Annotated in this window: 12 protein-coding genes and 1 riboswitch; of the genes, 8 read left to right on the top strand and 4 right to left on the bottom strand. The window is 53.2% G+C overall.

Annotated elements, in window-relative coordinates:
* Nucleotides 1–30 precede the first annotated feature (30 nt).
* From dnaE to FFS57_RS07880, 3 genes are read left to right on the top strand one after another with little or no spacing between them, the layout of a single operon-like run.
* Nucleotides 31–3471, top strand: a complete 3441-nt coding sequence (gene dnaE, locus FFS57_RS07890; protein ID WP_137937229.1) for a DNA polymerase III subunit alpha — start codon at nucleotides 31–33, stop codon at nucleotides 3469–3471.
* The gene (locus FFS57_RS07885) at nucleotides 3449–4096 is read left to right on the top strand and encodes an HD domain-containing protein (RefSeq protein ID WP_137937228.1); all 648 of its coding nucleotides are present in this window, start codon (nucleotides 3449–3451) and stop codon (nucleotides 4094–4096) included. The genes dnaE and FFS57_RS07885 overlap by 23 nt, the downstream gene beginning before the upstream one ends.
* Complete coding sequence (locus tag FFS57_RS07880; RefSeq protein ID WP_171013740.1) at nucleotides 4093–5397, top strand: acyltransferase family protein; 1305 nt, start codon at nucleotides 4093–4095, stop codon at nucleotides 5395–5397. Before FFS57_RS07885 ends, FFS57_RS07880 begins: the two co-directional genes overlap by 4 nt.
* Here FFS57_RS07880 and FFS57_RS07875 read toward each other — a convergent pair.
* Nucleotides 5381–5881, bottom strand: coding sequence for an LEA/WHy family protein (locus FFS57_RS07875; protein WP_171013738.1), 501 nt, complete (start codon nucleotides 5879–5881; stop codon nucleotides 5381–5383). The two genes, FFS57_RS07880 and FFS57_RS07875, sit on opposite strands and share 17 nt — an antisense overlap.
* A gap of 387 nt (nucleotides 5882–6268) precedes the next feature.
* Nucleotides 6269–6355, top strand: a riboswitch (cyclic di-GMP riboswitch).
* Nucleotides 6356–6503: 148 nt separating this feature from the next.
* Here FFS57_RS07875 and FFS57_RS07870 point away from each other — a divergent pair.
* Nucleotides 6504–8891 (top strand): DUF1631 domain-containing protein, encoded by a 2388-nt coding sequence (locus FFS57_RS07870; RefSeq protein WP_137937225.1) that lies wholly within the window; start codon nucleotides 6504–6506, stop codon nucleotides 8889–8891.
* A 124-nt stretch (nucleotides 8892–9015) separates the two neighbouring features.
* On the opposite strand, the gene FFS57_RS07865 is transcribed toward FFS57_RS07870, so the two are convergent.
* Nucleotides 9016–9828: an IclR family transcriptional regulator gene (locus FFS57_RS07865; protein WP_137937224.1), complete on the bottom strand. Its 813-nt coding sequence runs from the start codon at nucleotides 9826–9828 to the stop codon at nucleotides 9016–9018.
* A gap of 266 nt (nucleotides 9829–10094) precedes the next feature.
* On the opposite strand from FFS57_RS07865, the gene FFS57_RS07860 reads away from it, so the two are divergent.
* From FFS57_RS07860 to FFS57_RS07845, 4 genes are all read left to right on the top strand, one after another.
* A complete protein-coding gene (locus FFS57_RS07860) occupies nucleotides 10095–11273 on the top strand; it encodes an acyl-CoA dehydrogenase (protein WP_502705903.1) in 1179 nt (392 codons plus the stop codon).
* A gap of 1 nt (nucleotide 11274) precedes the next feature.
* Entirely contained in the window at nucleotides 11275–12486 is a 1212-nt protein-coding gene (locus tag FFS57_RS07855) for a CaiB/BaiF CoA transferase family protein (protein ID WP_137937223.1), read from the top strand.
* A gap of 286 nt (nucleotides 12487–12772) precedes the next feature.
* The gene (locus FFS57_RS07850) at nucleotides 12773–13438 is read left to right on the top strand and encodes a DUF4253 domain-containing protein (protein ID WP_137937222.1); all 666 of its coding nucleotides are present in this window, start codon (nucleotides 12773–12775) and stop codon (nucleotides 13436–13438) included.
* Nucleotides 13439–13752: 314 nt separating this feature from the next.
* Nucleotides 13753–15306 (top strand): catalase, encoded by a 1554-nt coding sequence (locus FFS57_RS07845; RefSeq protein WP_137937221.1) that lies wholly within the window; start codon nucleotides 13753–13755, stop codon nucleotides 15304–15306.
* 159 nt (nucleotides 15307–15465) lie between these two features.
* On the opposite strand, the gene FFS57_RS07840 is transcribed toward FFS57_RS07845, so the two are convergent.
* Together FFS57_RS07840 and FFS57_RS07835 are read right to left on the bottom strand one after the other, a co-directional pair.
* On the bottom strand, nucleotides 15466–17079 hold the full coding sequence (locus tag FFS57_RS07840; RefSeq protein ID WP_137937220.1) for a methyl-accepting chemotaxis protein: 1614 nt from the start codon (nucleotides 17077–17079) through the stop codon (nucleotides 15466–15468).
* Between the two features lie 404 nt (nucleotides 17080–17483).
* Nucleotides 17484–22301, bottom strand: a complete 4818-nt coding sequence (locus FFS57_RS07835) for an NAD-glutamate dehydrogenase (RefSeq protein ID WP_137937219.1) — start codon at nucleotides 22299–22301, stop codon at nucleotides 17484–17486.
* Nucleotides 22302–22463 lie beyond the last annotated feature (162 nt).

The following is a 22463-nucleotide window of genomic DNA, read 5'->3' as shown; positions in this document are numbered from 1 at the left end:
CATTTCCAATCGCTGAGTTAAAATGGCAGGATGAATGCTCCCGACTTTGTCCATCTCCGCCTCCATTCCGAATTTTCCATCCAGGACGGGATCGTCCGTATTGATGATGCCGTTGGCCGTGCCAAATCCGAGAAGATGCCCGCATTGGGCATTTCGGATCTGGCCAATATGTTTGGCATGCTCAAATTCTACAAAGCCTGTCGCAGCAAAGGCATCAAGCCGGTGATTGGCTGTGATGTCTGGATCGAAAATGAAACTGATCGTGATAAACCTTATCGGGCCATGTTCATCTGCCGTAACCGTGATGGGTATGGCCGGGTGGCCGAGCTGCTGACGCAAGCTTACCGCACCAACCAGTATCGTGATCGTGCAGAAATCAAACGGGAATGGATCGAATCCGGCGACAACAGTGGCGTGATTGTACTGTCTGGTGCCATTTGGGGCGATGTCGGGCAGGCATTGTTGAACGGCAATCTGACCCAAGCCACTGAATTTGCCCGCTGGTGGGCCCAGCTGTTTCCGGATGCTTACTATCTGGAATTGCAGCGTAATGGCCTACCCATCTACGAACAGATTCTGCAAGGTCAGCTGCATCTGGCCAGCGAACTGGATTTGCCCGTGGTGGCGACGCATCCCATCCAGTTCATGAATCGTGAAGAGTTCAAGGCACATGAAGCACGGGTGTGCATTGCCAGTGGTTATGTATTGGCGGATAAGCGTCGGCCGCGCGACTTCACCGAAGAACAGTATTTCAAATCCACCGATGATATGCGGTCGCTGTTTGCTGACGTGCCGGAAGCGCTGGCCAATACGGTGGAGATTGCCAAGCGCTGTAATGTGACGATTCAGCTGGGTAAGTATTTCTTGCCGGATTTCCCGACGCCAGATGGCATGACGCTGGATGATTACCTTGCCTATCGTGCTGGTGAGGGGTTGAAGGAGCGGATGCTGCAGCTATTCCCGGATGATGTGGAGCGTGAATCCAAGCGGGAAGAATATGAAGCACGGTTGAAGTTCGAAACCGACACCATCATCAAGATGGGCTTCCCTGGCTACTTCCTGATCGTTGCCGATTTTATCAACTGGGGTAAGAACAATGGCTGCCCAGTGGGGCCTGGCCGGGGGTCCGGTGCGGGTTCACTGGTGGCGTACAGCCTGGGGATTACCGACCTCGATCCATTGCGCTACGCCTTGCTGTTCGAGCGTTTCCTGAATCCGGAACGGGTGTCCATGCCTGACTTTGACGTGGACTTCTGTCAGGACAACCGCTGGCGTGTGATTGAATACGTTCGGCAAAAGTACGGCGTGGATGCGGTATCACAGATTGTGACATTCGGCACCATGTCGTCCAAGGCGGTGATTCGTGACGTTGGCCGGGTGTTGGATCTGCCGTTCGGTCTGTGCGACCGTCTTTCCAAACTGGTACCGCTGGAAGCCAACAAACCGGTTGGTTTGTCCAAGGCCATGGAAATGGAACCGCAGATTGCCGAAGTTCGCGCACAGGAAGAGGGTGTCGAAGAACTATTCGAACTGGCGGAAAGCCTGGAGGATTTGACGCGCGGCGTGGGTATGCACGCGGGTGGTGTGCTGATCGCACCTGGTCGCCTGACGGATTTCTGCCCGTTGTATCAAGGCTCTGGCGAAGATGCCAGCCCAGTCAGTCAGTTCGATAAGGACGACGTAGAGCAGGTTGGTTTGGTGAAGTTCGACTTTTTGGGCTTGCGTACGCTGACCATTCTGGAACTGGCGGTGGGCTACATCAAACAGCTGGATGGCAGGGTAGTCAATCTGGAAACTTTGCCGCTGGATGACCAGCAAGCCTATAAGGTGTTCAAGGAAGGGAATACAACTGCGGTATTCCAGTTCGAGTCCACCGGGATGAAGGACATGCTGAAAAAGGCGAAGCCCGACTTGTTCGAGGACATTATCGCCTTCGTGGCTTTGTACCGCCCCGGCCCAATGGATCTGATCCCGGACTTCATCGCCCGTAAGCAAGGTACCAAGTTCGAATATCTGCACCCGCTGCTGGAGCCGGTATTGGCCGCCACTTACGGCATCATGGTGTATCAGGAGCAGGTGATGCAGGCTGCCCAGGTGTGTGGTGGCTACAGTCTGGGCGGTGCGGATTTGCTGCGCCGGGCGATGGGTAAGAAGAAGGTCGAGGAAATGATTGAGCAGCGCGCCACGTTTGTGGCAGGCGCGGCCAACAAGGACATTTCTGAAGAGAAAGCCAACGAAATCTTCGACTACATGGAGAAGTTCGCGGGTTATGGCTTCAACAAATCGCACGCGGCGGCCTATGCCTTGGTGGCTTACCACACTGCGTGGCTGAAAGCGCATTACTGTGCGGCCTTCATGGCTGCAACCATGTCCACCGAATTGTCGAATACCGATCAGTTGGCGGTGTTCCGTGAGGATCTGAAACACCCCAGCAACCGGATCGAGCTGTTGCCACCGGATATCAACAAGAGTGTCTATCGCTTCGTACCGGAATCGATGCAGTCGATCCGGTACGCACTGGGCGCCATCAAAGGTACTGGTGAAGCAGCCATTGAGCATATTGTGGCGGAACGTGAAGCGAACGGTCCCTTCAAGAGCCTGTTCGATTTCTGTAATCGGACAGACAAGCGCATGGTCAATCGCCGTGTGATTGAAGCACTGATCCGAGGTGGTGCTTTCGATAGCGTGGATGATCATCGCGGCCGACTGTTGGCCAACGTGCAACTGGCCATGGAACAGGCAGAACAGAAAAACGCCAACGCTAATCAGGGCGGCTTGTTCGATATGTTCGAGGATGATGCACCTAGCGTGGAAATGGTGGACTGCCCGCGCTGGGATCTGATCAAACTGTTGACAGAAGAAAAGCTGGCCATTGGTTTCTACCTGTCTGGTCACCCATTTGAAGGCTATGCTGCAGAGGTGCGGACATTTGCCAGGACCAAGATCAAGGATCTGCGCCCATCCAAAGACCCAAAAGACTTGCAGACTTTGGCTGGTATCGTGTTGGAAGTGCGCATCAAGCAAACCCAACGGGGACGCATGGCGTTTGTGAAGCTAGATGATGGATCGGAGCCCGTCGATATATCTGTGTTCTCCGAGCTGTTTGATGCCAGCCGCAACAAGATCAAGGAAGATTCGCTATTGGTGGTCAAGGCCAATGTCCGGCATGACGAGTACAGCGGTGGCATGCGCATCATCGCCGATAGCCTATACGAGCTGGCCGAGGCACGTAGCCAGTTTGCCAAGCGACTGGCATTGCGGATGAATGGTCAGGCTGATGCAGACAAGTTGAAGACGCTATTGGCACCATATAAAAATGGTGCCTGCCCGATCAGCATCAAATACAGCAATAGTGAAGCAGAGTGCGAGCTAGTGCTGGGTGACGAATGGCGGATCACTTTGCATGATGATTTGTTGAATGGTTTGAAGGGATGGCTGGGTGAGCAACATGTCGCAGTCCGCTACAGCTGACGATCAGTGGTTGACGCAATGGCGTGCCTTATGGCAACGGTTGGGTGTGGCGGAAATGGATGCAGAGTATTTCGTGCTACGGTCCGCCTATGATGAATCGTCGCGGCACTACCATACATTTGAGCATATCGCGGCTTGCCTGAACTGGTTACAACGCGCCTACCAGGATCAGGTGCTGCAGCGTGACGATGGGCTGGAATTGGCGATCTGGTACCACGATGCAATCTACAAGCCGATGCGATCAGACAATGAGGCCGCTAGTGCCCGGTGGTGGCGGGATACTGCAACGCGCCATGGCTTATCGGAAAGTTTGATCGCCAGGGTAGAGCGCTGGATTCTGGCCACACAGCATGCTGTTCAGGAGAGCGTGCCCGACGCCCTTTGGTTATTGGATATCGATCTGGCCATACTCGGTAGCCGGCCGGAAGTCTATGCCCAATTTGAGCGGAACGTCCGTGCGGAATATCGCTGGGTACCTAGTTTGATTTTCCGCCAAAAACGGGCTGCGTTACTGCAGGATTTTCTTGATCGCCCCCGCTTGTACCTTACCGATTATTTTCATCGGCAGTTGGATCAGCAGGCACGTCAAAACCTGCGACAGGCCATTGCGGAGCTATGTGGGTGAATACCCAACATGCTGGCGTGATGGGTAAGGCGCCGATGGTTGAATCGCTGGAAGCCGCTCGCGGCTTTGCTGCGTTGTATGTCACCGTTGCTCATCTGCTTCAGGTCTTGGGTTTCCGATCTGGCGAAGGCGCGATGCCGTTGCTGGTCGAAATGATTGGCGGTTATGCCCATCAGGCGGTGTTGTTCTTCTTCTTACTGTCCGGTTTCAGCATTCACTATGCCAGCATGCATCGCCCGTTGGATTCCGTGCGGGGAGTATGGGTCTATCTGTTGTTACGGGCGAGGCGCATCTATCCTATCTGGTTGTTTGTTTATGTATTGGCTGCTGGCTTGATATGGTTGGGACGCGAAGCGGGAGTCCCACGCTATGTCGATTGGTGGCAAGGCATGTCCACCTGGGACTGGATCGCCAATCTGTTGTTCCTAGGGGATCGCAGCTATGTCTGCGGCCGGCTGGCCAATGCCATGCCCAGTACGGCAGTATGGTCTTTGGGTTATGAAGTGATCTATTACTTTTTATATCCTGTCTTCTGGTGGTCAACCCGTCGCATTGGCATTCATCGAACCCTACTGATTGTCGCTGCAATCAGTGCCGTAGCATTTGCGCTGAATGAATACCAATGTCATCACTTGTGGAATGTGATGGAACTGTACATCGGCTGGTGCCTAGGCGCCTGGATTGCCCATCAACGTCGCCATGGGCGCCATTTTTCTGTCGGTGGCCCCACACTGTTCCTGACAGGAAGCGGCTTGTTGCTGGCGGCGTTGGTACTAGGCAATACCCGGTTTGCGGTCGCGGTTGAAGCATTGTGGCTAGGTTTGTTTTTTGTGATGATGGCTTGGCATGACTCAAAGGCTGCATTGCAACCGATGTCGATCCGCAGTAAGTACTGGGCTGCCGCAGGCATGTTGGGCATGGTGGCCATGGTGCTGGCCATTGAACAGTGGCGGATGTTTGCGCCGAATCACACCCTGTTCCAGGGCCGGGTACTCAGTTTCATGGCAATCGGGTTGGTACTTCTGATATTGAGCGGCCAACCGTCCGCCTCACGATTGCAGCAAGCGTTGACACGTTGGTTGCTACCGCTTGGCGGCTTGTCTTACGCCCAATATCTGCTTCACATGCCGCTGATTCAGGCTGGTCAGGCATGGGCAGGGTTGACGGGTGTGCTGTCGGCTTTGCCTGTTATTCTGGTTGGCGCTTACTATCTGGAGCGACGCATGCAGCCATGGATGAATCAGAAGTTGCCAGTGGCATGGCCGGTCAGCACCGGTCAGGTTGTCACTGCGGCCCGTTAGGCAGCATCTGGAATCCCTTCAATTTTTCCAGTGCAGATAGATCGTATTCACCTTGCTTATCAAATGGTAGGTGCCAGTTGCTTTCCCCCACTAAAGCTTCTCCCGTCAGTCGGTAGGGCACCTTACCGTTTACCGCTAACGATTTGGCTTGTTTAAACAGTTCAAACAGTTTTACGTAGGCATCGACCTCAAGAATGTCGGAATCGAGCCGTTTAATAGTCAGTGGTTGATTGGTTTGCCCTTGTACGAACTCCTGACCAGCCAATTCAAGCTTGTAGCGCATGCCGTTCAGCTGTAAATCGAAGTCATTCGGGTTTTGTACACGCAACTTCAATACGAAACGTTGTTCAAACAGATTGCCACCCACCAAGCTGAGACCAGCAATGCTGAGTTGGGGGGATTGAGGTTTTTGCAATAGGCCAGCGCAACCAGCCATCAAGGTGGTGGCACAGAGCGTAGCGAGCAGCCAGTGGCGTGTAGACATGGAAGAATTCCTGTTGGGCAATGGTAGCATTGTAGCCGCTGTGGCCTAACCAGGACTGAACGGTAAGTTATCCACAATTGCTTTTTTGAAGGTGTGTGGATAACTTTTTTGAAGGCTTATTGAGGGCTTATTTCCGGTAATGGGTATGTATGCTGACGGGCGGTCAAGAAACCCTGATGAAACATCGGTTTGGCTGGGACTAATGCTTGACCGGATTTTCAGATAGTTTAATATTTGCTTATATGCTGGCGTCAAAAACGTGTATACTCTGCTCCGACGAGTCATCCGACTCGGCAAGATCAAGGTGTCCACAAATGGTCCTGCAATATGTGCTGAACAATGTTGTTCGGTGCTTGCTGTGATCAGGATGCCGGAGAAATCGACGTCTTATTTTTAGGGCAAACTCACTGAAAAGTGGGGACGCAAAGTTTCCGGTCTACAGGGCGAAAGCCCCAGGATAGCGGGATTGCTAAGCACGTTGAATCGGGCTAGTCTTAACCAAAGGCATGACCCGACACCAGCTTCCAGCACCCGTTAACCCCTAGGCAAAACAGCGTTGCCAGCGAATCAGGCGGTTTTAGGTACGGTTAATTGTGGCCGTGCGAACGACGGGTGTGCAGCCATGAACAACACAGCGCCAAACAACATTGTCTCGTTAAGCGAGTACGACAAGGCTCGTAGAGTGGGCTCGGATACAGTTTCGTTGCTGAATGAATGTCGGGATATGGCGGCTGAGCTACTCAGCAAGTCGCTATCCAAAATGCTTGATCGCATTGAGGAGTCCCTGTTTGAGTTAGCTGAGAAAGCCCTCAATCATGATGTGCGCAATGTCTATATGGAAGCCCGTGGCAAGGCGCTCGCCCATCGTTCCGCAGTCGAAGCGGAATTCCGTCGTAATTTCCTGCAAGGTTTCAACAAACGTTTGACTGCAGGCGATGTTCCGCCCAAGAAGCTGGATCTATCCACCATGGAGCTGAGCCTTGTCGATACAGATGACTTTGAAGCCACGTTGGCGGTGTCTGATATTGCCAAGCGGCTCAAGAACAATTGCACAGACGAATTGATGGCGCTGGATTATCGGGTTGCCGAGCTGATGCATCAAACTGATCTGTCAGATGATGACAACCCGCTTGGTCCCAAGGCGATTTGCGAAGCATTCAAGGATGCATGTAATCAGCTGGAATCCAACGTCAACGTCAAACTGATCATCCTCAAGCAGTTCGACCAGCTGGTATCCGACGATATTCAAGGGGTTTACAAGGACCTCAACAGCCACTTGGTCCATCGCAATGTGATTCCAGTCATTACCCCGGACATGTTGCGCCGTCGTGCGTCTGGTGCGCCTGCACCACGTCCGCAACGTCCTGCTGGGCAGCCTGAGAATCAGGTACCGACCGTTGATAGCCAACAGGCTGTACAGGCTGGTGATCAAGAGCTGTTTGCCACCTTGCAACAACTGCTATCGCGTAATACCGATGCTGGTATGGCCAGTATGTTGGGAGGATTGGCGCAGAGCAATTTTGCCCCGGCAGGAAATGGTGGTTTTCCTGAGCTGAATGCCAATGTGCTGGATGCATTGAGTACCATGCAACATGGTAATTTTGAAGCCATTGTTGTCGATGGAGCCAATTTTGACCCAAGCCTGGCCGCAAGTGGCAATATCCTTCGCGATGTGAAGCGATCGGTCATGGGGCAGGGGGCGACACAAGTCGATGCAATGACTATCGACATCGTCGCAATGCTGTTTGACTACATATTTGACGATCGACAAATTCCGGACAAGATGAAAGCGCTGATCGGGCGCTTACAGATTCCGGTGCTGAAGGTCGCCATGTTGGATAAGAAGTTCTTCTCCAAAAAGACCCATCCTGCGCGTCAGTTGCTTGATACGCTGGCAATGGCTGCTTTGGGGTGGAATGAGACAGAAGGTGAGGGAGATCGCCTTTACTGCAAGATCGAAGAAATCATCCATCGCATCCTGTCAGAGTTTGAAGAAAACTTCGATATCTTCGAATCAGCCCGTCAAGAGTTGGAAGCTTTTCTGGCGGAAGAGGAACAGCTGGCGCACGAACGTGCTGAAAACTCTGCCAAGGTCATTTATGATCGTGAATGGCTGCAGTTGGCTCGGGTGTCGGTGGAAGACGAAGTCAAACGGCGTATCGCCGTTGGTGACATGCCCGATGTCATTGCGCAATTCCTGTCACTGCACTGGAACAATCTGATGTTGTCCGTCTACGTCAAAGACGGTGTAGACAGCGATAACTGGCGCAATGCATTGCAAACCATGGATGATCTGATCTGGAGTGTTCAACCAAAGCGTTCACCCGAGGAGCGGATGCGCTTGGTCAGCCTGCTGCCACCGATGCTGAAGAAGCTGGAAGCTGCGTTGGAGATCAATCAGACGCCGAAAGAGTCCCGCGAGAAGTTCTTTGCAGCTCTCGTTCAATGTCATGCCGGTGCGATCAAGTCCGGTATGCCGGGTAAACAGGTAGAGGTGCCCCAAGCTGCGCCAGCCGAGCCGATTTTTGCCCCGGCCCCGTTATTGGCCAGTGTGACTGCTCCGGTAGCGGAGGCCAAAGAGTTGATGCCAGTGGAGCATTTCAATGCTGCACCCGTAGGTGCCAGCAACTTTGAACTGGATCTGATTGCGTCAGCCAATGCACGGCGGATGAGTGATGATGTGGCCGCGATTCAGGAGTTGGTGCCGCCAAAGCCGGCAATTCAGGATGCCGATCCGTATGATGCGATGGCGGCTAACCTGAAACGTGGGGCATGGATCGAGTTCCGCCATGAGGACACGGCGATGCGGGCTAAACTGGCATGGGTCAGTCCGATGAAGAACATGTATCTGTTCACTAACCGGCAAGGTTTGAATGCGATGTCGATTTCGCTGGAAGGTTTGGCTGCCAAGCTTCGTTCTGGCAGTGCTGTGATTGTGGAAGAATCGGCACTGGTAGATCGTGCCGTCAGCAGCATGCTTGATGCGTTGAAGAGTGGTGCGACGGCTTAATCGACTTGTTACTCCAAAAAACGCCGCATAGTTGATGCGGCGTTTTTTTGGATACGACCTGTTACCAGATAGAAACGAGGTGGGAGTGATTGCGATGGTTTACCAAGGTAATTCTGTATGAATATCACGGTTCCGCCAGCAGTCCTGCAACATGCTGGACAAGGTACACCAACCTGGGGCCCAGATCTTCCGTCAATTGTCGAGGCTTGATTGAAAATGATGGCCCGCCACAACTGAAAACTACAACGTCAGAAAGCTCCGGAATGATCAGCGGTACCGCAACTGAATTCACATCCCGCTTCCATTCTCCTATCGATAAGCAAAAGCCACGTCGTGCATAGTCCTCCATGGCAGCGCGAATGCCGATTTGTTGTTCTGCCCATCGTTGGCCAGCGCGGCGTTCCAGGTGCTGCAACAAAAACTGCCGCTCTGCTTGTGGCAAGCCCGCCAGGAAGGCTCGGCCGATTGAGGTAGTGGCGATGGGCATCCGCATACCGGTATCCAGCCGTAATGTGACTGATGATCGGCTGCGACAGTTTTCCAAATAGATCATATCCAATCGGTCCCGTGCCGCCAGCGAGACCAATGCATTGGAATAATCCGCCAGATCCTGCATGAGTGGTCGGGCTAGTTCGCGTACCCGCATACTGCCAGTGGCGGCATAGCCTAAGGCTAATACAGACGGGCCTACTCGATATCCAGCCAAATCAGGTAGCTGTTGAAGGTAGCCAAGCTTGGTCAGAGTATAAGTCAGCCGTGATACAGTGGATTTGGGCAGCTGCGTACGTCGGGCAATATCGCCATTCGACAGCACACGATCCCCCACAGTAAAGCAGCGTAAGACATCCAATCCTCTGGCCAGGGCGGTAACAAATTGCCGATCATCGATCTCATGATCGGGGTGTGCGGTGTCTTCAAATTCTTCAATGTTCTGCATATCGGAACAGTCATTCGGACAAAAATCAGTTCGTATTGAGGATAAGGCCTTTGTAAGCTATTTTGCTAGCATATTCGTGCATTCACTGTTTTGCATTGCGGAACAAATTTGCGGTGTGTACTCAAGTCAACTTGTCCAAGTTGCCCGTAGGCAGCATAAAAGTACCTGTTTCAGTGGTTTCAATGTGGGTTACGAATGACACCAATTTGCGGCGCCGATAGTGTGGCTGTCGGGCAGCCTGAATGTAAATGACCGGAGTAATGAAGATGGCGACCAAACCGAGCTTTACTTGGGATGATGCACTGTTACTGAATGATCAGTTGACGGAAGAAGAACGGATGGTGCGAGACGCCGCTCAGGCCTATTGCCAGGAAAAGTTGCTGCCACGTGTACGTGAGGCCAATCGCCATGAGCATTTCGATCGCGAGATCATGAATGAACTGGGCGAACTGGGTATGTTGGGTGCCACGATCCAGGGCTATGGATGTGCGGGCGTCAATCATGTGGCCTACGGTTTGATTGCACGCGAGGTGGAGCGCGTGGATAGTGGTTATCGTTCGGCAATGAGCGTGCAATCCTCGTTGGTAATGTATCCGATCCATGCTTACGGATCGGACGCACAAAAGGAAAAATATCTGCCCAGGCTGGCCAAAGGTGAATTGGTTGGGTGCTTTGGCTTGACTGAACCTGATCATGGCTCAGATCCTGGTGGCATGCTGACACGGGCTCGCAAGGTAACTGGTGGTTGGCAACTGACGGGCAATAAAATGTGGATTACCAATTCGCCGATTGCCGATGTCTTTGTGGTATGGGGCAAGGATGACGAAGGTGAGATCTGTGGTTTCATCCTTGAAAAAGGCATGAAGGGGTTATCTGCACCCAAGATTGAAGGTAAGTTCAGTTTACGCGCCTCTATCACCGGTGAAATCGTGATGGATCAGGTGTTTGTACCGGATGAGCAATTGTTGCCTAACGTGAAAGGGCTGAAAGGTCCATTTGGTTGTCTTAACAAGGCTCGCTATGGAATCGCCTGGGGGGCCATGGGTGCGGCGGAATTCTGCTGGCATGCGGCCCGTCAATATACGCTTGATCGCAAACAGTTCGGTCGGCCGCTGGCAGCCAATCAGCTGATTCAGTTGAAGCTGGCCAATATGCAGACAGATATTACCTTGGGTTTGCAAGGTGCGTTGCGCGTAGGCCGCTTGATGGATGAAGGCCGTGCTGCGCCGGAAATGATTTCGCTGATCAAACGCAACAACTGCGGTAAAGCATTGGAGATTGCCCGCATCAGCCGTGACATGCACGGGGGCAACGGTATCTCCGATGAATATGGGGTGATCCGTCATGTGATGAATCTGGAGGCGGTCAACACCTATGAAGGTACCCATGACGTGCATGCCCTGATTCTGGGCCGAGCCCAGACGGGCATTCAGGCGTTCTTCTAAGATGGGGGCGTTGTCGCACCTGAAGGTGCTGGATCTGTCGCGGGTGCTGGCTGGGCCATGGGCCAGCCAGATACTGGGTGATCTGGGGGCGGATGTGATCAAGATTGAGCGCCCGGGCAGTGGTGATGATACCCGTAGTTGGGGGCCACCCTATCTGAACGATGCCGCAGGGCACCCCACCAGCGAGGCTGCCTATTTCTTGGCTACCAATCGTAACAAGCGCTCAGTCACGGTGGATATGGCTAAACCGGAAGGTCAGGCATTGATCCGTGAATTGGCGATGCAGGCCGATGTGGTACTGGAAAACTTCAAGGTTGGCGGGCTCAAGCAGTATGGGTTGGACTATGTCAGTTTGAAAGCGGTTAATCCAAAGCTCGTTTACTGTTCTATCACTGGCTTTGGCCAAGATGGTCCTTATGCCGAGCGAGCTGGCTATGACTTTCTGATTCAAGGTCTGGGTGGGTTGATGAGCCTGACGGGGGAGCCGGATGGCGATCCGCAGAAAGTGGGGGTGGCATTGACTGACATCATGACTGGCTTGTATGCCACGATTGGCGTATTGGCCGCCATGGCACACCGTGATCGGACTGGCGAAGGGCAGCATATCGACATGGCTTTGCTGGATGTGCAGGTGGCCTGCTTGGCCAATCAGGCGATGAACTACTTGGCCACAGGCATCGCCCCAAAGCGGCTGGGCAATGCTCACCCTAATATTGTGCCTTACCAGGCTTTTCCGACTGCAGATGGCGACATGATCCTGGCGGTAGGTAACGACAGCCAGTTTGCCAAGTTTTGCGAGGTTGCTGGCCAGGCGTGGGCTCAGGATGAACGTTTTGCCACCAATCGGGCGCGTGTTGCCAACCGACAACGGTTGGTCCCGTTGATCCGCCAGACCACGGTAATGCGTACGACTGCTGAATGGATCGCGGCACTGGAAGCGGTTGGGGTGCCCTGTGGGCCGATCAATACGCTGGATCAGGTATTTGCTGATCCACAGGTCGTACAACGTGGCTTACATGTCGATCTGTATCATCCAACTGCAGGCCATGCCCCAACTGTTGCCAGCCCACTGCGGTTATCCGTTTCACCTGTCGAATATCGTACAGCTCCGCCTCTATTGGGACAGGATACCGATACTGCACTGATTGACTGGTTGGGGGTATCGAATGAGCGATTGATCGCTTTGCGTGCGCTTGGGGTATTGGGAAATTGAGGGAGACTTTGATGTATCCAATGTGACTGGGTAACCAAGCGCTCGATTATTGTAAAAATGTGGGAAGCCGCACCAGCAGTGGCCTGTAGAGTAATGGCTAGGCTCCGCTCGGCGGCTGTTAGCTGCCATAAGTTCCGTTTGGCCCAACATTTGTGGTTGATGCGTGTTAGGCTGTCGATTGATGGCGGTCTACAATGGCAATATGCCGATATACCAACCTGCCGCCAGGTTGTATGAGGCATCCATTGTGTGATTCGTTCTACCTGGTTTTCCAAACGGAGAAAATATGAGGGAATTTGGTTTCGAAGTCATGGCCATACCAGGCAATGAGGCACTGGCCACCTTGCATCGTCTGCGTGGCGAGAATCGGGGTTATCCTGTTTTACTGGGAGATTCAGACAGCGTGCTGGCTTTAAGCGAGAATCTGCAGGATGTGGAAGACAGCGTGCAGGATCTGATCGACAACGCAGCCAAGCTGAATCCGCGAAGTTGGTTGGTGGCGCGGGCGAAGAATGACAGCGAATACTATCGTGCGCCTCGTGGTGAATGGCCGGATGATGAGGAGCCGAGCGAGGGGCTGATCAGCCACCTTGATCTGTCGACCGGCAAGCCGCTGGAAAAAGTGTATATCGGATTGGTCCCTACAGAGGAATCCTGGCAAGTACCGTGCTATCTGAAGATGGGAGGGTGGAATGAATGCCCATTCCCAGAAGTACATGCCAGCCTGTTCCGTAAATGGGAGGAGGAATATGGCGCCAAAGTGGTCGCAATTACCAGCTCCACGGTTGAATTTGAAGTTAGCCGTCCACCGACGACACGCGATGAAGCCATTACCCTGGCCAAGGAACAGTATGTCTACTGCATCGATATCGTTGAACAAGGTACCGAAACTATCGAGCAACTTGCTGCTTCACTCTTGAACGGTTCCACCTGGTTCTTCTGGTGGGATTGATCTTTGAACAGGGGCTGCCTGGTACGGCCCCTGTTATTTCATATGCTTGTGACTCACCTACGGGTCATCGCCGCGCTGACTCACCCGCCCGGTGAAATCCTGCTGTTCATCCCCGAAGTTTTTTTGCCATTGACTGGCCAGTCATGAGATTGGTGCATCAGGTTGATGCGCACAATATATTGATTTGTCTTTTAAATATCTATGCTTGGATATTAATATAGTAAAAAACTATGTAACTGATATTATCAATTAATTTTAAGAATAATTTTGATTCTCCTAGACTGGGCTGCCCTGCTTAAACAAGGAGAAAAAGAATGACATACGTTCAAGTTTCAACTGCATCCTGCTTTGCAAGGCACACTGCAGTCAGTGGCCTGGTGCTGGCTTTGGGTCTTGCCAATCCAGTGTGGGCGCAGACACAGACGCGTGATAATGGTGCGCCGGTGGGTGATAACCAGAATTCCCAGGTTGCGGGCCAGCATGGCCCGGTGCTACTGCAGGATGTGCATCTAATCCAGAAATTGCAGCGTTTTGACCGCGAACGAGTACCAGAACGCGTCGTACATGCACGTGGCAGTGGTGCCCATGGGGTGTTTGAAGCAACTGAGGACGTATCGGCCTTGACCCGGGCCGCTGTATTTGTCAAAGGTACACAAACTCCAGTATTTGTGCGTTTTTCCACTGTGATCCATGGGAACCATTCACCTGAAACCGTGCGTGATCCACGTGGTTTTGCAACCAAGTTTTATACCAGCGAAGGCAACTGGGATTTGGTTGGCAACAACCTGCCTGTGTTCTTTATTCGCGATGCGATCAAGTTTCCTGACATGGTGCATTCACTGAAACCCGCACCTGATAGCAACCTGCAAGACCCGAACCGTTTCTTCGACTTTTTCTCACATGTGCCGGAAGCCACCCACATGGTGACCCGAGTCTATTCGGATTACGGCATTCCAAGAAACTATCGCCAGATGGATGGCAACAGTGTCCACGCTTATAAATGGGTGAATACCCAAGGTCAGTATGCTTATGTGAAATTTCACTGGAAGTCACGGCAGGGTGAGCAGAACCTGACCAGCAAAGAGGCAGAAGCGATTCAAGCCAAGGATTTCAACCATGCCTCGCGTGATTTGATCGATGCGATCAAACGGCAGGATTTCCCGAAATGGGATCTGTATGTGCAGGTACTGAAACCGGAACAACTGGCAGGATTCGATTTTGATCCATTGGATGCCACGAAAGTCTGGACAGGTGTAGCGGAACGCAAAGTCGGCACGATGACGCTCAACCGCAACCCAGACAATGTCTTTCAGGAAACAGAACAGAGCGCTTTTGCGCCGTCCAATCTCGTGCCCGGGATTGAGCCGTCCGAAGATCGTTTGCTACAGGGGCGTGTGTTTTCCTACGCAGACACGCAAATGCACCGAGTGGGCGCCAACGCTCTGCAATTGCCAATCAATCAACCGCGTGTGGCAGTACACAGCCACAACCAGGATGGTGCCCTCAATAGTGGCAAACGTACCGGTACTGTCAACTATGAACCCAGCCGGCTGATCAATATTCGTGATCAAGCTGAGTTCAAGTCCAGCCGTTTGCCCTTGGCAGGGACAACTCAACAGGCAGCCATTGGCAAACCGTTGAATTTTCGCCAAGCGGGAGAGTTCTACCGATCTCTGTCTGAGACTGAGCAAAAAAATCTGATAGCCAATCTGGCAGGGGATCTGGGGCAAGTAAAACACATGGAAGTACGGGACATCATGCTGTCCTACTTTTTCAAGGCTGATGCGAATTATGGTAAGGCTTTGGCTCGGGCCATGAAGGCGGATATTTCCGCCATCGAGCAGCGTGCGGCTCAATTGGTTGACTGACACTGCCAACGGTACCCAGCAGGCTGTTGTGTATTGGGTTGTCAGTGGTCAAGCGCACCAAGCTTGAAAAACACCCCATCGGGTACGTGATGGGGTGTTGACTTAACAAGGTTGCTGTAAATGGATGGAACGCGTGGTGCAGTGTTCTGCCAAGCAGGTTCATACTCGATAGGCCGCAACGATTTCGCGCATTGCCGTGGCTACATCGTCCAGTTGAGATGCTGTTGAGGCAGTTTCATGGGCTGCGGCACTGGCCTGCTCTGCCATTTGCGCAATGCGTTCAATTTGTGAGGCGATATTATTGCTGGCTGTTGCCTGTTCGCGAATGGCGGACGTGATTTCGCCGACCATGGTCACGGTTTTGTCTGAGCTTTCGCCAATACGGGCGATGGCCTGGGCCGCATCATCGGCGCGGGCGACACCCTGTTCGACTTGGCTGACTGCATCTTCCATGCCTTTGACTGCACCGACTGCGCTGGCTGTCATAGCCGATATGGTGCGCGAGATTTCCTGAGTGGAAACGGAGGTACGTTCTGCCAGCAGTCGCACCTCGTCTGCCACAACCGAAAAGCCACGGCCATGTTCGCCGGCTCGTGCGGCTTCAATGGCTGCATTCAGTGCCAGTAGATTGGTTTGATCGGCCACTTCCTTGATGACCGCGACCACGGTGGAGATCTGCTGGCTTTGCGCTTCCAGTTCACGAATTCGGGTAGCGGCCTGACTTACCGTGCTGGCGATGTCGCGAATGTCTCGCACCGTCTGTTCAATGACGTTCCGACCAGATTGAGCCAGCTTGCCAGCTTCAGTGGCCAACTGATTGGTCTCGTTAGCCCGATCGCCAACATGATTGATGCTGACGGTCATTTCCTCGACGGTCGATGCAACATTGGACGAAGCCTCACTTTGGGCATTGGATGACTGTGATACCTGTTGGGCTGTTTGTGACAACTGATTGGCGGATGCCGACACCTCTACCGCCCGTTGTGCCAATGACTTGAGGTTGTCCTGCAGGCGGATCAGCAATTGATTGAACGCCCCAGCGGTATCGCCAACTTCGTCGCGACGCTGTATGTCGGCGCGCTGGGTGAAATCCAGCGATTGTTCAATGTGTGTCACCACGCCACGAATGTTATGCAAGGAACCTACAATCGCGCGATACAGCAACCAGCCGGAAATGACAGTAATCAACACCGCCACAACGATCAGCACCCAGTTGATGGTCAGGCCACGGGCAATGGCGGCTGTTGCTTCGGCTTCTTCCTGCGCAGCATATTTACTGTTGTAGCCACGGTGAGTCGCCACCGCGTTCATCAGCGCAGCAATCTTGGGGCTGGCTACATTCAGTGCCATATCACGTGCTTCAGTCAGGTTGTTGTCTCGTGACAAAGCCAACACTTTGGCGCGAACCGCGTCATATTCCGCAAGTGCGGTTCGGTCCGCCTCAAGTAGTTTTTTATCTTCCTGGTCATCCGCCAGCGTTTCATAGGTTTGCAGATTGGCCGATACACGGTCGTGCAATTCCTTGATGGTCTGTTCGTGTTTGGTCTTGGCCTCGGCCTCAATCGTCAACAGATGAAGCAGCACGGTTGAGCGAATCAGCAATACACCTCGCTCTGCTTCGGCTAGTAGTTCCATGGAAGGGAGAATATTTGTCTGCGTGTACTTCAGTTTTTCTTCAGTTTTGTGAGCCAACCTGGCACCGGTTATACCCACAACAACCAGTGCAATCAGGCTGATGGCGATCAACAGGATCAAACGTTTGGCAATACTCATGAAGGATCTCGATACAGGTTGGTGAAAAAGACAGCGCGCCCCCAAGGCAAAAGCAGGCTAAACCGAATTTTATTTGCGCGCCCGCGATTGTGGCTCATGTGCTGCTGAACTCCTCATGCATCGCCGTATATTCCACTTTTGCGTTGTGCGTCACCCCACTGGTGGTCGCTCATGACAGATCTTGAACTGGTTTCAACAATCGCTATAACACGCATTCTGAAACTGGTTCAACAGCACCTAACGGTATGATCCATTTACAACAGGCTGTCAGTTACGACTGATTCGGAGGTGACGATATTTATGTCATGGCGGCAAGCATGTTGCTTGCCACATGACGCAAAAAGGCTGTGGGCTTGGCCACGGGTCTTATGCCATTTGCTTCAGCTTAGGTGAGCGGCCGCCAATTATCCACCAATCAAATGATTGCGCAGTTCTCGCAACGCAGCAGACAACATGGCCAGATCCTGCGTCGGGTGGGCCTGCAGCTCCGTCAGCAATTCGCGACATGCATCTACACCAACCTGCCGGTGGGCACGCCAGGTGGCGCCGGCGGTTTGCCAGTCGCCGGTATGGGCTGTCTGCAGCACCAGCGCGGTCAAGGAACGGTGCTGTCGGTAGAGGTCATCACGCAGGGCAGAGCGGGCCAGGGTGTTCCAGCGATTATCACGAGGCAATCGATTGATGGCAGTCAGCATCCAGTCCAGTGACAGGCTGGCACCAATATCATAATGCACATATGCCACGACTTGTGGTTCGGCCATATTGGCATGTGCGATATCCAAAATATCCAGTGACGAAAGCAATGGTTCAGCCCGAGACAACACCGCAGACAGGTCTGCCGGTACGCCATGTTCCAGCCATCGGCGTTCCAGTGCATCGCTACGGCCTTTGTCCTCACCTTGCAGAATGCGCGGCAGGACATCAATTAGTTCCAGTACTCCACCGTGGTATTGCCGAACGATTTCGTTGCAATCATGTGCAAAGCGGCAATTACGTAGCATCCATCGTGTGGCACGCTCAACCAGCTTACGCAGTTCATGTAGTAATTCGGCCTGAATATGGGCTGGTACTTTTCCGTCCAATGCTTCGATGATCTGCGAAAAGCGCCGGGCATCAAATACCTGACTGGCGGCGTACCAGGCACGCGTAATGTCAGGTGCCGAAAAACCGGTTTCTTCGTTGATGCGGAAGATAAAGGTCATACCCATCCGGTTGATCAGTTGATTGGTCAGAAAGGTGGCCACGATTTCCCGTTTCAGGGTGTGATCCAGCATCTGGTCGGTGTAACGCTCACACAGCGCCGGTGGGAAGTAGCGTAGCAACAACTGATTGAAGTCGGTTTCGTCAGGTACCGATGAATCCAGCAATTGATCGTATAAATCAATTTTGGCATAGGCCAGCAGCACGGCCAGCTCTGGTCGGGTCAGCCCTTGCCGTGCTAGGCGGCGATCTGCAATTTCCTCATCTGTAGGGAGGTATTCCAGTCGGCGGCTCAGCCGGCCGCTGCGTTCCTGAAATGCAATGAAACGGGCGTGGGTGTTGATCATTTGCGGGGCGATCGCCTGCGATAATGTCAGCACTTCCGTTTGCAGGTAGTTGTCGTTCAGTACCAACGCAGCGACATCATCGGTCATGTCTGCCAGCAATTTGTTGCGATGCTTCAGCGACAACTCCCCATCGGTCATGACGGCATTCAGCAAGATCTTGATGTTGACTTCATGATCCGAGCAATCCACACCCGCTGAATTGTCGATGGCGTCGGTGTTGATGCGGCCGCCGCCTAAGGCATATTCAATTCGCCCCGGCTGGGTGAAGCCCAGATTGCCACCTTCGGCAACCACTCGGCAACGCAAGTCCCGGCCATCGACCCTCAGCAGATCGTTTGAGCGGTCGTTGGCTTCGGCATGGCTTTGCTTGCTGGCTTTGACATATGTCCCGACCCCGCCGTTGTATAGCAGATCCACAGGTGCCTTCAACAGCGCTTGAATCAGATCGGTGGGTGTCAATGTTTCGGCATTGATAGCCAGTGCAGCTCGTGCTTCGGGCGATAACTTGATCACCTTAAGGCTGCGTGGGTATACCCCACCACCTGCAGAAATCAATGCCGGGTTGTAGTCCGCCCAGGACGAGCGCGGCAACTTGAACAGACGCTCCCGTTCCGTATAGCTGGTGGCGGTGTCCGGGGTGGGGTCGATGAAGATGTGGCGGTGATCAAATGCGGCAAGCAAGCGGATATGTCGGGACAACAACATGCCATTACCGAACACATCACCCGACATGTCTCCGATCCCCACCACGGTAAAGTCTGTTGTTTGTGTATCGATGCCCATTTCCCGGAAGTGGCGCTTGACCGATTCCCAAGTGCCGCGCGCAGTGATGGCCATCTGCTTGTGGTCATACCCGGCTGAGCCGCCAGACGCAAAGGCATCTCCCAACCAGAAGTTGTATTCAAGTGCAATGGTATTGGCAATGTCCGAAAAGGTGGCGGTGCCTTTGTCTGCCGCTACAACCAGGTAAGGATCGTCTGTATCCAGCCTGACCAGATCGGGTGGCGGTATCACTTTGCCACCGATCCGGTTGTCAGTCAGATCAAGCAAGCCTCGGATAAAAGTCTGGTAGCAGGCTATTCCTTCAGCTTGAATGGCGTCACGATCCTGGCTAGGCGTCAACTGCTTGCAGATGAAGCCGCCCTTGGAACCGATTGGTACGATGACTGCATTCTTGACCATTTGTGCCTTGACCAATCCCAGCACCTCGGTCCGGAAATCCTCCATGCGGTCTGACCAGCGCAGGCCACCGCGTGCTACTTTACCACCGCGAAGATGGACTCCTTCGACACGCGGGGAATAGACCCAGACTTCGACCATCGGTTTGGGCTGTGGCAGAAAATCAATCGCGCCAGAATTCAGCTTGAACGAAATATATGGCTTGGGCAGGCCGTCGGCATCATGTTGGAAATAATTGGTACGTAAGGTGGCCAGGATAACTGTCAGAAAACCGCGCAGAATGCGGTCGTCTGCCAGATTGGCCACACGATCGAGCTGAAGGTGCAAGTCTTCGAACAAGGTCTGCGCGGACGATGAGTCGCTGTGTACCGGGTCATGTCGTGCCTTGAACAGGGCCACCAGCTGCCACACGATGTGGGCATGATTGGCCAGACATTGTTCGACATAATGTTGTGAGAAGGTCAGGCCGGCTTGCCGCAAATACTTGTTGTACGCCCGAACCAATGCCACCTCACGCCAATCCAGCCCTGACAACAGTACCAGTTGGTTCAGGCCATCATCTTCCGCCTCGCCGCTGAATACCCGCGAGAAGCATTCCAGGAAATTGCTGCGGTTCTGTTCGATCACGAACAACTCGGGATCAGCCAGTTGCATGGCAAAATCGGTGATCCAGAATGGCCCGCCATGGGTAGGTCGAATCAAATAGGGACGTTCTTCGAGCACTTGCGCACCCATGTTTTCCAACATTGGCAGCGTGCGTGACAAGCTGGTCTCGGTGTTACGGAACAATTTCAGGCAGATGCGTTGCTGTGAGCCCGCCAAGACCTGACGCAGTGCCAGCTCACTGGTGTGGGTATCGGTCAGCATCTCCAGTTTGAGCATATCCTGAGCAGCATGCCGTGGCTGGAAATCTTCTCGATAGGCAGCCGGAAAGGCGGACCAGTAATGCTTCAGTAGCTTGGTACCTTGTTCCTCACCGCTGACTTCAACGAGCGCCGTACCCAGGTTGTCTTCCCAGCGCCTGCATAACTGCGCCACCTGTTGTTCCAGGGCATCGGCATTGAACGATATCTGCGCTGTGGGGGCGACGCGAATGATGAACTCGATGCGCGCCAGCATCGATTCAGATAAGGTGACCCAGAATTCCGCATGGCGGCCACCAAACGTATCCAACAATAGTTGCTGGATATGTAACCGCACTTCAGTGTTCCAGTTATCGCGTGGCACATACAGCAGGCAGGAAAAGTAGCGGCCGTAGGCATCACGGCGCACAAACAGGCGCACTCGCTGCCGTTCTTGCAAGTTGACAATACCTTGGCTGAATGTTTTCAGTTGTTCGACAGACAGTTCGAGTAATTCATCCCGCGGATAGGTTTCCAGCACATTCAGCAGAGTTTTGGCTTTGTGGCTGCCGGCAAGAAATTGAGAATCGGCCAGGACTGCATCGATTTTGGCGCGCAATATCGGCACCTGTCGGGGTGAATTATTGTACAAGTCTGAGGTGTACAGCCCCAGAAAACGATGCTCGCCAATCACATTGCCATCCTGATCAAACCGCTTCAGGCCGACATAGTCCAGATAGCCGGCGCGGTGCACCGTTGCTCGGGTATTGGACTTGCACAGGATCAACGGATCGGGATCAAGGGCTTGTTGACGTTGCTCTGGTGTCAGGGCCTCGAAGCTTTTGGAATGGCCGCTGTCGGCGGCATCACGCAATACACCCAATCCACTCTCGGGGACGACTTTGAGTGCCAGATGCTGGTGATGGGCAATCAGGTCATACCGACGGTAGCCCAGGAAGGTGTAGTGGTTTGTAGCCAGCCAATGTAGAAATGCATCAATTTCGTCCGTCGTGTACGGCAGTATTGTTGGGTTGCTGTGCTTGAATTCGTCACGCGCCTCACTGATGGCATGTAACATGGCAGGCCAGTCTTCCACCGCAGCACGTACGTCGGCCAGCACGGCTCGCAAGGTGGTTTCCAACGAATGAAGCGCAGTGGGGTCGGATTGCCGATCAATTTCGAAGTGCATGAAGGATTCGTGCCGGCAGCCGATCTCCTCTGGTTCGCACTGGTTGATATAGCTATGATCGTCGCCACGGACTAAGGCAACCACCGGATGCACGATCAAGTGAATGGTCAGGCCGCGTGCATTCAGTGCCAGGCTGATCGAATCGACCAGGAACGGCATGTCGTCATTGACGATCTCGACAATCGTATGCGTGGATTGCCAAGCATCGGATTCGAAGTCCGGATTATAGACACGCACGATTGCGGCGCCAGGTGTACGCTGTCGACCCAATTGCCAATGGCTGCACGCAGCACCATACAAATCAAGTGGATCACGGTTTGCAATATCTTCATCGGCGACATCTGCATAGTAATGCGCGATAAATGGGGTCAGTATTGCGAGCATATCTGGCGACAAGGCCGATTTTGCGCAATCCTGAATGCGGTCAATTACACGATTTTTATTCGCATTTTGAGTAACAGACATCACCAACTCCAAACGGGCGCGCTAAAGCTGGGTGGGGGCGCCACTTGTTATGTACCACTTCAAGTTATATATCATCCCACCCTTGGACATTTATACGGAAACTGAAATGTTTCACTTTAGCGCATTTGGCCTGATTGCTTATGGGATTGATGGTGATCGCTG

Origin of the sequence: Chitinivorax sp. B (genome assembly GCF_005503445.1) — a bacterium.
Lineage (GTDB): Bacteria > Pseudomonadota > Gammaproteobacteria > Burkholderiales > SCOH01 > Chitinivorax.
Note: the sequence above shows the minus strand (reverse complement) of the source record. Positions and strands in the feature narration are given on the sequence as shown.